Annotated in this window: 10 protein-coding genes and 1 pseudogene; 3 read left to right on the top strand and 8 right to left on the bottom strand. The window is 59.8% G+C overall.

Annotation, left to right across the window (positions count from 1 at the left end; translation table 11 throughout):
- Positions 1-3,704 (top strand): putative Ig domain-containing protein (locus EN804_RS29510; RefSeq protein ID WP_348642789.1); only part of this gene is annotated, 3,704 nt, incomplete at its 5' end.
- Between the two features lie 266 nt (positions 3,705-3,970).
- Here the strand turns inward: EN804_RS29510 and EN804_RS38250 are convergent.
- From EN804_RS38250 to EN804_RS29480, 6 genes and pseudogenes are all read right to left on the bottom strand, one after another.
- Positions 3,971-4,174: pseudogene (locus EN804_RS38250) on the bottom strand (hypothetical protein); the annotation flags it as partial.
- 80 nt (positions 4,175-4,254) lie between these two features.
- Complete coding sequence (locus EN804_RS29500; RefSeq protein ID WP_127276362.1) at positions 4,255-5,259, bottom strand: nucleotidyltransferase family protein; 1,005 nt, start codon at positions 5,257-5,259, stop codon at positions 4,255-4,257.
- Complete coding sequence (locus tag EN804_RS29495) at positions 5,256-6,461, bottom strand: PqqD family protein (RefSeq protein WP_245520758.1); 1,206 nt, start codon at positions 6,459-6,461, stop codon at positions 5,256-5,258. The genes EN804_RS29500 and EN804_RS29495 overlap by 4 nt, the downstream gene beginning before the upstream one ends.
- Before the next feature lie 58 nt (positions 6,462-6,519).
- On the bottom strand, positions 6,520-7,524 hold the full coding sequence (locus tag EN804_RS29490; protein WP_135921892.1) for a hypothetical protein: 1,005 nt from the start codon (positions 7,522-7,524) through the stop codon (positions 6,520-6,522).
- Positions 7,525-7,532: 8 nt separating this feature from the next.
- Positions 7,533-8,282 carry a hypothetical protein gene (locus tag EN804_RS29485; RefSeq protein WP_135921891.1) on the bottom strand — a complete coding sequence of 250 codons (750 nt, stop codon included), beginning with the start codon at positions 8,280-8,282 and terminating at the stop codon, positions 7,533-7,535.
- 131 nt (positions 8,283-8,413) lie between these two features.
- Positions 8,414-9,673, bottom strand: a complete 1,260-nt coding sequence (locus EN804_RS29480) for an O-antigen ligase family protein (protein WP_189521869.1) — start codon at positions 9,671-9,673, stop codon at positions 8,414-8,416.
- A gap of 426 nt (positions 9,674-10,099) precedes the next feature.
- Between EN804_RS29480 and EN804_RS29475 the strand changes: the two genes are divergently transcribed.
- Positions 10,100-10,348 carry a hypothetical protein gene (locus EN804_RS29475; protein WP_127276356.1) on the top strand — a complete coding sequence of 83 codons (249 nt, stop codon included), beginning with the start codon at positions 10,100-10,102 and terminating at the stop codon, positions 10,346-10,348.
- Positions 10,349-10,473: 125 nt separating this feature from the next.
- Here the strand turns inward: EN804_RS29475 and EN804_RS29470 are convergent, their stop codons facing one another.
- On the bottom strand, positions 10,474-11,154 hold the full coding sequence (locus EN804_RS29470; protein WP_245464276.1) for a sugar transferase: 681 nt from the start codon (positions 11,152-11,154) through the stop codon (positions 10,474-10,476).
- Between the two features lie 322 nt (positions 11,155-11,476).
- On the opposite strand from EN804_RS29470, the gene EN804_RS29465 reads away from it, so the two are divergent.
- On the top strand, positions 11,477-12,682 hold the full coding sequence (locus EN804_RS29465) for a hypothetical protein (protein WP_135921890.1): 1,206 nt from the start codon (positions 11,477-11,479) through the stop codon (positions 12,680-12,682).
- A 154-nt stretch (positions 12,683-12,836) separates the two neighbouring features.
- On the opposite strand, the gene EN804_RS29460 is transcribed toward EN804_RS29465, so the two are convergent.
- On the bottom strand, positions 12,837-13,081 hold a 245-nt coding region (locus EN804_RS29460), incomplete at its 5' end, for a LuxR C-terminal-related transcriptional regulator (RefSeq protein WP_135919452.1).

Raw genomic sequence — 13,081 nt, 5'->3', positions numbered from 1 at the left:
ACGCGGGCTCGACCGTCACCTACAGCATCAATGACACGCGCTTCGCCATCGACGCCAGCAGCGGCGTCATCACGCGCTCGGCCACCGGCACGCTCGACTTCGAGACCCAGACATCGATCAATCTGACGGTGACGGCAACCTCGTCCGACGGCAGCACCGCCAACCAGACCTTCACCCTCGCCGTCCTCAACAGCCCGGAGCCGGTGGCGTTCAACAACCCGCCGGATGCCAACACCGCCGCCAACCAGGTTGCCCAGAACGCCGCCGCCGGCACGGCGATCGGCATTACAGCATTGGCGACGGATCCCGATGCCGGATCGACGATCACCTACAGCATCGACGACCCGCGCTTTGCCATCAACGCCAGCACCGGCGTCATCACACGCTCGGGCACCGGCACGCTCAATGCGACGTCGGAGCCTTCAGTCAACTTCAACGTGACCGCAGCCTCATCCGACGGCAGCACCGATACCCATGCCTTCAGCGTTGCTGTCTCCGGGACGGGCAACACCACGCCTGTAGTCATCGAGACAAGGGTGGCGACCGCCGGCGACGATGTCGAGGAGAAGGGCTCCGGGGCGATCTCGACCAACGTCACCGACCTGGAGCTGGGCTATGACGGCAGCACCCGCCAGACGGTCGGCATGCGCTTCACCGGCATCAACATCCCGCAGGGCGCCATCGTCACCAACGCCTACATCCAGTTCCAGGCCAACGAGGTGAAGACCGGCGCGACTTCGCTGCTCATCCAGGGCGATAAGGTCGACGACGCCAGTCCTTTCACCACCGCCAACTTCAACGTGTCCTCGCTTCCCAGGACGGCCGCATCCACGGCCTGGACGCCGGACCCGTGGACTATTGTGGGCGAGCATGGCGCTGCCGAGCGCACGCCTGACCTCTCGGCGATCGTGCAGGAGATCGTCAACCGCTCGGGCTGGGCCGCGCTCAACGACATGGCATTTTTGGTCAGCGGCACTGGCACGCGCACGGCCGATTCCTACGAATACAATCCGGCCAGCGCACCGCTGCTGCACATCGAGTATACCCTGCCCGGTCCGGCCGGCAGTCCGGTGGCTTTCAACACGCCGCCCGACGCCAACACCACCGCCAACCAGATCGCCGAGCTTGCGGCGGCTGGCACGGCCGTCGGCATCACAGCCTCGGCCACCGATCCCGACGCCGGCTCGACCGTCGCCTACAGCATCAATGACACGCGCTTCGCCATCAACGCCAGCAGCGGCGTCATCACCCGCTCGGCCACCGGCTCGCTCGACTTCGAGACCCAGACATCGATCAACCTGACGGTGACGGCAACCTCCACCGACGGCAGCACCGCCAACCAGGCCTTCACCCTCGCCGTCCTCAACAGCCCGGAGCCGGTCGCCTTCAACAACCCGCCGGATGCCAACACTGCCGCCAACCAGATTGCTCAGACCGCCGCCGCCGGCACGGCCATCGGCATCACGGCCTCGGCCAGGGATCCCGATGCCGGCTCGACGGTCACCTACAGCGTCAACGACTCGCGCTTCGCCATCAATTCCAGCACAGGCGTTGTCACGCGCTCAGGCACCGGCACGCTCAATGCGGCAACCGAGCCGTCGGTCAACCTCCACGTCACCGCGACCTCGTCCGATGGGAGCGCCGCGGGCCAAGACTATGCCGTCAGCGTGACCACAGCGCCGATTTTCGAGAAAAGGATCGCAACCAGCACCGACGACGTCGAGCAAGGTCCCAGCGGCGGGATGGACCTCACCAGCACCGATCTCGACATGGTGGTTGACGGCACCAAAGTCCAGACGGTCGGAATGCGCTTCACCGGCGTCGACATTCCCTACGACGCCGTCATCACCAGTGCCTACATCCAGTTCCAGGCCCAGAATACGAGCACCGGCGCCGTCTCGCTCCTGATCCGGGGCGAAAGCGACGAAGCCGTCCCCTTCGAGAGTGAGCAAAGCGATGTCACCTCGCGCCTGATGACGACTACTTCGGTGACGTGGACGCCACCCGACTGGACCGTGAACAATGAAGCCGCCCTTGCCGAACGCACCCCGAACCTCTCGGCAATCGTGCAGGAGATCATCAACCAGCCAGGCTATTTGCAACTCAATGACATGGCATTCGTCGTCAGCGGCAGCAGCGGCGCGCGCAGGGCCAATTCCTTCGATGGCAGCGCCACCGGCGCACCGCTCCTGCACGTCGAGTACTATGTGCCGACGACCGGCCCGGTCGCCTTCAAGCATCCACAGGATGCCGACCCTGCGGCCAACCAGATCCCCGACCTTGCCCCCGCGGGCACTTTGGTCCACATCACAGCCTCGGCCAAGGATCCGGACGTCACCGATACGGTCACCTACAGCCTCAACGACCCGCGCTTCGCCATCAATTCCAGCACCGGCGTCATCACGCGCTCTGGCACGGGAACGCTCAATGCCCAGACCGAGCAGTCGATCAACCTCCACGTCACCGCAACCTCGTCCGACGGGAGCACCGCCGCGCAGGACTATACGGTCAGCGTCGTCCCGACGACGCCGCCGCAGGTCTTGTACCGGTACGCGGTCTTTGGTGACTACGGCGACACCGATCTCTCCGGCGAGAAGGCGGTGTCGGCGATGGTCCATGCCTGGAACCCCGATTTCATCCTCACAATCGGCGACAACGTGTATGCTCCGCAGACCTTGGATGCCGCCGTTGGCCAGCAGTATCATGACTACATAGGCAACTATCAGGGCGCATACGGCAGCGGCAGCGCCATCAACCGCTTCTTCCCCACGCTAGGCAATCACGAATACGAAGAAGGCAACGTTACCAACTACCTGAATTACTTCACGCTGCCCGACAATGAGAGGTACTATGACTACCAGATCGGGCCGGTGCATTTCTTCGCTCTCAGCAGCAACAAGCAGGAGCCGGATGGCCGCAGTTCCACATCCGTGCAGGGCCATTGGATGCAAGACCTTCTCGCGAATTCCGACGCGAGTTTCGACGTCGCCTACTTCCATCACACGCCATTCAACCCGAGCGGCTCCACTGCCACCATGCGGTGGCCCTTCGAGCAGTGGGGTGTAAACGCGGTCTTTGCCGGCCATCAGCACAACTACTACCGGGAGAACCGGGACGACAACGGCGACGGCGTCTTTCTTCCGTACACGACCACCGGCCTTGGCGGAGCTGGCAAGACCGTTCCCAATGTCGGCGCCAATCTGGTGACGATCACGGACGCGGGCATGCTGATCGAGTTCTACAAGGTGAGCAGCTTCAACGGGACGACTGCAACCAGCATGCTCACGGATTCCTACTTTGTCCCGACGCCTGTAGGGCGCACGCCGACAATCGTCAACGGCGGCTACGTCCTGAACGGCACGACCGGCGCGGACTATCTATGGGGTCTGGGCGGGAATGACACGCTGATCGGGGGACGCGGAAACGACACATTGGTTGCCGGCAACCAGCACAATCTGTTCGTGTTCGCCCACGGCGACGGTCAGGACACCGTCATGAATTTCCTGCCCGGCGCCGGCACCGGCGACGTCCTCGATCTCAGAGCCTTTGGCATCTACAACACCAGCCAGTTCCTGCAGGCGGCGACAAACCAGGGTTCGAATGTCGTGGCGTCGCTGGGCGGCGGGGATCAGATCACGCTGACCGGCGTTCAAGTGGCCCAGTTCCACGACGACAACTTCCTGAGCAGTCTGCTGCTTGCGTAGGGCCGCCTTCCTGCATGCTCAAAGGTCCGCGTCGCGCGGTTCCGAAGATCAGTGCGGCGATCCATTTTGCGCTGATTTGCAGTTCGGATGATGGCCGCCCCGGCAAAGAAAAGCCCGGACCGCTCGCGGCACTTTTGCGTGCCGCGAGCGGTCCGGGCTTTCAAATGACAGGCTGGAGCCCTATGTCCTCAAAACGCTGTTTTCAGCGACCATGATGGTCGAAGGGCTTACCCCTGGCCGGGAGGGCCGACGTGAATATGGTTCTTGTCCCCCCAGCCATTGCCCGGTTTTGATCCACCCGATTTGGCAATCGCCCTGGAGTTCAAGCTTGTGCCAAGCAAGAGCGTCACAGCCGGCGGAGTAACCGCCGCAAAACGCCCCGCCTTCTTGAGAAAGTCGCGGCGCGCTTGAGCCTCCGAGACCAGGGTCTCCTGGGTCCGTTCCGAGCGTTTTGTGCCTTCCGGTGACATGTCAAACCTCCCACAAACTTTCTCAAATTCACGGATTCATCTTATGCCTTCTGATCCAGTACACTAGTTCTCCAAAAGGCTTAGATTTTCGTGCGAGGGTCGAAGAGCGTACGAGCGATGCGCCGCAAGAGGTACGGCGGTCCACGTCGCGCCAAACCGTAGGCGCGTGAAAACCGCCATATGCCCCACGTCAAATTACCGACCAGTCGCAGAGGGGCGCCAATGACGGGGTGTGTCGCCGTGAAGACGCGCCTCCAGTGCTGGAAACGGACGATCGGGCGTTTTGCACATTTTTCCGGGATTCGGGTTCCAAAGAAATGGTGCATGGCCAGGAGCTGGGTTTCGAGCGCATTGCGGGCGCTCCGGTCCGACATGGAACCCTGCAGTGACATCCAGTCCACGTCCTCGTTTTCCGCCAATCGAGCCAAGTCATGGAGGTGCCTGAGATCTATCCTTCCGCGCCAATAATCTCCCTCCTTGAGAAGGTCGTGTACCATCCAGTGCATGGCGCGAGACTGAACGGGAGGAATTTTCACCCGAAGGCCGTCTCGCTGGATGAGCTTGGGGGAGTGATAGCAGTCCGCTCGGGTAGACCGGAGCTCCAGCATTCCGGCGTCCTGCTGGCGGGCCATGCCTCGACCCCCCGCTACATCGACGTAGCCAAGCTCTTCAAGACAGTCTCTGGCGACCTTCTCTTGGCGTGGATTCACGGCTAGATCGAGGTCACTCGTCATCCTGCTTGGGACCAGGCCGGCCGGCGAAAGGAACAGGGGAACGGCCCCCTTGAGCAGGAGCGGAGAGATATCGCTGCGGTTGAGGGCGGCAACGGCTTCACCCAGTTGGGTCCGCAACCGCAGATTCCGTTCCCGATTGCAGTCGTGAACGAACCGAAGGTACTCGCGCACGTCCTCTGGCAGCTGGTGGATTTGTCCGGCGCGCGCCAGGGACGAGAACAAATCGGGTGTAAGCAGAGTGCGATTTGCCAGAGCAATCACGGCCTGCCAATCAGCCCTGTCCGTCGGAGTGCCGCGAAGTCCGGCGACCAACGCCTCAAGTGCGTTGCCCCTGTTGCCCCTGCTTATCATCGACACGCTTCCGAGATAAGGCGTACCGCATCATCAAGCCCCGAATAGGTCAGGCAATAGGTTTCCGTCGATCCGATGAGTTGGGTCAGCGCTTCGAACGCGGTGACACCCAGCTCTCCGCCGGGCGCAAGCGCGCCATTGAGAAGGCCGCGCAATGCGTGAGCTGGATCGATCGGCTCCAGGCTGGCTTTCGAGTCACGACCTCGACGGAGCAGGACCACACAGCCAATGGGCAGGGGAGCGGGAGGCAAGGGCACGAACGCCTTGGGCACGGCAAATCGTACACGCTTGCGGTCAGGGCGGCGACAGATCGGAACGGCATCAAGGCCGGGGCAGTACTTGGCCAGCAACGGCCATGCTCCCGCCTTGACCGCCGGGGCAAACGGAAGGCCAACGCCATGCCCCCTAGAGTCCAGCAGCGTCACATCATCGGCGACAAAGCCAAATCCTGCATGGACCAGTGCCAAGGTCAGCGTCGTCTTGCCCGCGCCCGGATTGCCACAAAGAAGGACGATGCGTTCATTTCTGAGAAGCGCAGCCGCGTGGAGGGCAAGTTCATAGGCGCCGTAATCCAGAACCTCGGTCAGCAATTGCCCCTTCAGCATGACGGGTAATTCGTCGAGGGAGCAGGACAAAATCCACTTGCCATCCCGCAGCAGATGGACTCTCCCTCCCTGCCCAACCACCTCGAGCAGTACGTCGGCAGTATCTCCTTTGACCTCAAGGTGGCGAAATACGGAAATCGCGGGAAAGGCGCAGGCTGCTGGATAGACGATGCGTATGTTGAGGCCCGCGACTGCGACCACCTGGCTCACAGGCTTTTGAGCTGACGAAGTAGACAACGGCGCGCAGGGCCGTATCAGGTTCAGCCGCTGCCAATCCTCGAGTGCAGCCTCGACATGCCTGTCTGCCTCAAGTCTATCAACGCCACTGCGCGCCATCTCGACCGAAATGGCGTGCGGTGGCATGCCTTCTTCCAGAGAGCGCCAGATGTCGGCAGCAGTATCGTTGACGGCGAAAATGGCGTTCTGGGAAGGGCTGAACAGGATATTTTGTCCCCTGACACGTACCAACCGCCCTAGGATCACAAACGTCGCAGAATTCCAATCGGCCGGGCCTGATGCCACCACAGTTCTGTCAATCGCGTCGTGCTGATTCATCGCCGTGACGGTCCAAGCTGTTGTTGCCAGCGGTGCATTCAATGGGCGAGCGCCAAATGCCTTCGCAGTTGGAGTAATCGTTGCCGAGCGCTGCGACTTCTCACAGCATTTCGTCAGAGAACCGGACCACGTCCTGATGCGCCGCGACCCATTGGGAACGGACCTTGTTCCAATAACCGCGGGCGTCGGCACCCGTCAGCAATCTGAAACCAGACGGTGGCAGTGGCAATGCGGAAGGGATCGGCTCGTCGGGCAGCCACAGCAGCACATTGTCGCGGCTTTCAATCGTCAGCCGCCATGTTCTTTCCAGGCGATGGAATCCACGCATGTTGGCCGCGGCCAATGCGAAAATCGATTCCGTGATCCTCAACCTGGGCGACTGATCGACAGCCTTGATCGGCGCCTGATGTGTGATTTCGCCCTTGGACAGAAAGGCATGCATGCGAATGAGGGATTTGTCGACCCGCACCGTTTGCCCCGTTCCGTCCCGTTCGTTTGACGCAGGGTCCAGGCTGATCCCCGAGAAACATCCGTCGAACAGGCAATCTTCAATGATGCCGCTGAGGAGATAGTCGTTCTCCACCGCATCATCCCTGATTTCGCTGAGCCAGCACCCTTTTAGCCGAAAACCGTCGGCGTGCTCGGCGAGGCGAATGCCATCCCAGCAGCGACGGGCACGCACCCCCTCAATTGTCGCATCGGTGGTTCCGTCCCTGACAAGCAAAGCCGCGCTGTTGCAGTAGGTGTCCCGCCAATCAGACGTTAGCGGTACCTGGCCGTCGAAGCGGCCGCCGACAAAGCGAACCCCTGGACAGTTGCGGATGACGACGGGATAGCGATTGACCGGCAACGGCCCCTCGTCGCAGCCCATCGCCGCGTTGGGATCGCGGTTTCTGCTGTTGGCAACTGTGAAGGAAGCATTTCGAGCGTTGATTGTTGCTCCCGGCTGCAGGTTCCGTATCGATTGCTGTTCGAAGCCATAGTCACCTGCCAGAACGAACTCCTTGCCTGCCGGCGTTTGTCCGCCTTGCGCTTGGCACGAGCCCGCCAACAGAGCGATTAGAGGATACAAGCCGGCGACGCCCATGAATGAACGGCGGTTCATTGTGGTGCTCATTGGCGTGCCGAACCGCTCAGCCGATGTCGTTCGAGGCAGGCCGGAAGCACCACCTCAAGAACCCTTTCGGCGACATCTTCGGGCGATGCCAACCTTTCCACGTCGACCGCCGCCATCACGCCGACGTGATCCTCCGTTTCCATTCTTCGCTCAAGGTCGGCCAAAATCTGGCGGCAAGCACAATCCGCCGCCGACCAAAGATGACGGTCGCAGTCAGGAGATGCCCTTTGTATCCGCGAGGACCTATCGCCCCTTTTCAGAAGTCGACTTCGTGCTAGGCGAATCTCACCGCGCAGATGGACAAAAACCATGTCATGCACGCCAATGGCGAGCAGGATGTCAAACCACTTCTCCGAAGTTTCCCGGTGCTTACTCTTGAGCAATACGGACAGGAACCCCTGCAGAAGCCCCTGATCCATTATGATGATGGTATCCTTTCCTTGCCTCTCGGTCTGAATATAGGCAACCAAAACCGAAAGGTTCCAGATAACCCTGATTACATCGACAACCGATGATTGCCCGCTTTCGATGACAAAACGTGCAATTCGGGCGAGCAGCGAGCGAAACTGACGGTCCTTGAGCCTTGGGGTAACAATACCGATCCTGTGGATTTGGCGGTCGATGAACGCTCTTGTCCCCCACGCTAATTGCACATCGCCTGCCAGCGGGCCGCACCGTCGCAAGTCGTTCGCCAACAGGGTGGAGGCCGTGGTTTTTCCGATCCCAGGGAGACCAAAAAATTCCACGAATCGAATTTCTGTTTGAAGTGGGCGTGGTTCGACGCTTGGCGGCAAGCCTGCCGTCAGGTCACGGACTGTGTACGAAGCCATGGGGATCAGGGGATAAAAGTTGGTTTTCCGAAGATTGAAAAAACAGTTCAATATTGAAATAGCTGGGACCCTGGAACCGCGTACAATTTCGGACGCTCAGGGCCGGTCTGCAGTGATCGTTGGATGCCGCGGTAGAAGATGAGCAAAGCCAACGGCAGCCAGAAGAATGGCGCTGTCGATGGACCGAAGGAGTCGCTCATCTGGTTTGCGATGATGTAGTTCCACAGGGAAACCGACGTTCCAAGCACCATCACATTCACTTCCGCCGCATGGTCGCCCCCCCTGTCATTGCCGAACAATGTGCAGAACACGACCCTGGAAAGATATGCCATGACCACGAGAACCAGCATCGACACCAACGCCAAGCCGGGCACTCCCAGTGTTCTAAAGAAGTCAATGAACAGATTATGGCTGTGGGGCGCGATATCTTCCACCCATTGCCCTGCCCCCACACCCGTGAACGGGTGCGACAGGCCGAGATCGATCGATATGGACCACAGTCGCTGCCGCGACACCACCGAATGCGCCTCGCCTCCGGAAAGTTGAATGGCCAGCAGGCCGTAAGCCCGTGGATTTAGGAACTGCAATGTCAGCAGGCTCGCTTCGAACAATATCGGAGCGGCAATGGTTCCCACGATTACCTTTAACGGATTCTGCTTTCTTCTGATTAAATATATACTGTATAGCGCAAAGAAAAGACCAAGGCCCACCACGCCGAGGACGAAGTTTGTCTTCGAACCCGATTTCACCAAACCCAGGAGCACCGCAGCGAGGCAGCCGATAAGGAGAAGTCGGTACCGGCGGGATGTGACCAGCTTCGCCGCGACAAGCGGCAGACCAGCCGACAACGCGATCCCGAGTTGGTTCGAGTGCTTGAAATAGCCTTCAGCCCGATCGGCGAATCTGGCATCGCCCAGCCCGATTGCGACAAGACAGGATGTTACGACAGTCATGATGACTATGGTCGTCACAACCCTGTCGATTGCCACGAGACCCTTCGGTCTCATGGAGATTGCCGCGACCGCTGGAATGATCGCGAAACCAAACACTTGTGAGAAAACCGCGCGCATCGTCCTCATCGGATTGTCTGCGTAGAGCATCGACAGTAGAGAGAGAACGATGATGACAGCAGATATCGTCAGCACCGCAGTCGTCAGGGCGGCCTCAATCCGATGGAGGCGTCTTGCTGTTTCCGCATAGGTACCGACACTTAGCAAAGCGCAGAACAGTGCCAGCAAGAAGGAAAGCGAGCCATCCGTTCCGGCAATCCGCGTGGCGCCAGGGAACCAGATGGACAGGATCAGCAAAAGGACAGATACCTGAAGCATAAGTAGAATGTCACACTAGAGGCATTATGCGGGGACTGCGCGCCTACGCAGGCTCGCGTCGATGAGCAACGTCCAGAGCCTTGTTGTCCTGAATAGCCGCACTGATAAACACAGGCTTGGCGTCCGGATCATAAATCATTGCATGCTGCCGCACGGCGGGTGAATTTCCGCATACCTATTTCCAAGCAGCGTAGGCTTGGCGGGTGGACAAGGAAATGAGCGAAAAGGGGGCATTCGGACAGGGTGCTCTACGCCTTTTGTGTAGCGCGGGGGAGTGTACGGCGATTTCCGCCCCTCGACCGCTCGTCGGCGAGGCGGTGCAGCCGGATTGAGTGTTGGTACCGATTCGCAGATGTGGGAGACTTGGAGATGGCACACTGAGTCTTCCACCCATAGGAGATCGCCGTGCTTTGGGGCCTTGTCGTCGTCGGTGTTATCGGCATTTTGCTGGGATTTCGTTTTCGAGCTGCCGCGCTCATCATCATGACCGCGGTGACAGTCGTGGGCGGCGTCGTTGCAGGCGGCATCGGCAGTGTATTTGACTGGCACCACCTCATCTCAATCCTGCTTCTCGTTGTTGTTCTACAGGGGGCCTACTTGCTCGGCCTCTTCCTGGGCGTAGTCTGGCGCCAAGGCATGTCACGTGAGCAGTAATGGTCTGCGGCTGCCATTTCGCCGCGGCCGACCGGCGCCGCACCTTTCGCCATTGCGGTCGCGGCAGCACGCTGCGGTTTTTAGGCAGAGCAAAGCATCGGGCAAGAATTTGCGATGCGCATTAATCAAGACGCACGATCGAATTTCATCACGGCGCCCACAGTCCGGACGAGAATGACAACATCGGCCCATAGGGACCATTCCCGCACATATCGGCTGTCGATAGAGACACGACTGGGATAATCCATTGCGTCTCTGCCAGCCACCTGCCAAAGGCCAGTTAACCCAGGCCGGGTTTTTAGATAATCGATCGCAGAGGAGCCGTAACGTTGAAGTTCGTCGGGAACGACCGGACGAGGCCCGACGCAACTCATCTCGCCGCGCAGCACGTTGATGAGTTGAGGCAACTCATCCAGGCTCGACTTCCTGAGAATGTGCCCCAGGAATGTGATCCGCGGGTCATTCTTGAATTTCCAATTCTGCTCCCACTCCTTGGCGGCTTCGGGATTGCTCGCGAGATAGTCTGCCAGAACCCGCTCCGAGTTGGCCACCATGGTCCTGAATTTGTAACAGGCGAAGCGCCTGCCGTTGAATCCGATCCGGGTGTGTGAGAACACCGCCGGTCCGCCGTCGGTCACCAATATCAAAAGGGCAACCGCCAGCATGACCGGAGCAGCAAGGACAAGCGCGATCAATGCGACAGTGATGTCCACCATTCTTTTGCGCCGGCCTCCAAGCGGACGGAGGTTTTGGCCGATGTGGATACCAGCTCTGCGGCGCTTTATGTCGAATGCGCTGATTGTCATGGGATTTCACCAAGAAACGCTGTTGGTGTTGCTGCCCAACTTCACAGCGGCTTGTCATTCTTCGCAAGAGAAGCAAAGGAGGTAGCGGCGTACCCGGCGCCCGTTACTCCTAAGCCTGATCCACGCGTCGCTGGTGTAGTGTCTTTAAGCCTTCTGATCAAACGGCGTATCACCTAGCATCCGTTTGCTGCGGTAGCAGTTCGGGCAGGTTCGGCTGTATTGCCAGAGCCTGCATTGGACCTGGCGCAGCCGCCAAGAGATCGGAGTGCCAACCAGATCCAGGCAGTCATGCTCGTGGCGATACAGGAACCACGTTTGCTAAATGCGCGAGGCCGCAAAGGCATCCGTCAAAAAACAATGCAGGAAATGCACGTGCATCGTGCCAAGACAAGATCCGGCAGGGCGGTTGATCCGCTTAAGGGACATTGCAGGCTTATTTGATAGTGGAGCGCGCAACCTAGTGCCCAGCTTGATGCCTTTACCACATGATTTTGCCGGAACGTCGTCTGCTCGTGATGTTCTCGAGATCGACCCTGCCGAAATGCTTGCTATCGTGCGCAAGCAAATAGGCTTGCTTGATCTCGATCTCTCCGGCCTCACCGTGGTCGTTGGCGCCACGACGGGATATCAAGCTGTGACTGCCACAGCGGCGGCGCTCGCCAATGCCAGCCGTGTCGTTGCGCTCACGCGCACATCTTCCAGACATCCAAGCCTGGCGGCCATCGCAGATGCGACGTTGGCATTTGCCAAACACGCTAGGGTCTCCAAACGCGTTGAAGTGACGAACCGGATCGACAGCCGCAAATGGCAGGATGTCGACCTCGTCACGAACTGTCTGCAGGTCGCCCCGATTTCGAGATCGCTCATCGAACTCTTACCCTCGCATGCGGTTGTTTCGCTAATGGCTGAACCATGGGAGCTTCGTCCGGGCGTTGTGGACTTCAACGCCTGTGACGAGGCCGGCATCAAAGTCGCGGCTCCCAATCTCAGCCACCCAGCCATAAACCTGCTGCCGGAATTCGCGCGGTTGTGCTGCATCTTGCTCCGCGATGCCGGTGTCGATCACCGTGCCGCGAGGCTCGCCATCGTCTGTGACACGCCCTGTGCCCCGTCCCTCGAGCGTACGCTAAGCGAGGGTGGAGCGAGAGTAAGTGTTTTTTCGCACCCCATGCTCCTGACTGACGATGCATGGGATGTGATCGTGGTCGCGATGAGGCCAACTGACAAACCACCAATGGACATCAACTGCCTGGGCCGTATTGCCCGGAACTCTCACCAAGCGCTACTGGTGCAGTTCAGCGGCGGGGTCGATCGCTCCGCCGCCAGCTATTTCGGCCTCAGCATCTGGCCACCGAAGCGACCCACCCGTGGTCAGCTAGGCCTTCCCCTTGACGCACTCGGACCGGCTCCAATGGTCCGCAGACTGACGGGTGGGCTGAAGGCCGCCGAAGCCGCGTATCGTGGCGCGGAGCTAGCAGGGGACAGCGTTGGATTTCTCGTAACAGCGGCGTCCGCGACGGTTGGCTAAGAACGTGCCTCGACACACGCCGAGCCAGCCCGTTTCGCGAAACCGCTCGGACGAGGCCATCGACCTTAGATCAGAACGCCGAACCCGTGGTCCCGCCCTTAACGCACCTGTTATTGCCAGAGCCGGCCAGGCTAAGACCGATCCGAGGCAGCCTTCAAAGCAACATTTGTCTAAGCTTGTACGCTACCTCGGTGCGGTTGGTAGCCTTGAGCTTTTTCATGATATTTCGGATGTGGACTTTGACGGTGCTCTCGCACAGGTTGAGCTCGTAGGCAATTATCTTGTTCGCCTTGCCTGTCCTGAGCGCCTCCACAACCGCAGCTTCGCGTGTGGTGAACATGCCGGAGAGCGGACGGACACCGTTTGCGGTCGAGTGGATGATCTCTCGCAGCGCCAGCA

The sequence above is a fragment of the Mesorhizobium sp. M8A.F.Ca.ET.161.01.1.1 genome (assembly GCF_004792105.1).
In the GTDB taxonomy this organism is placed as follows: Bacteria; Pseudomonadota; Alphaproteobacteria; order Rhizobiales; family Rhizobiaceae; genus Mesorhizobium.
Note: the sequence above shows the minus strand (reverse complement) of the source record. Positions and strands in the feature narration are given on the sequence as shown.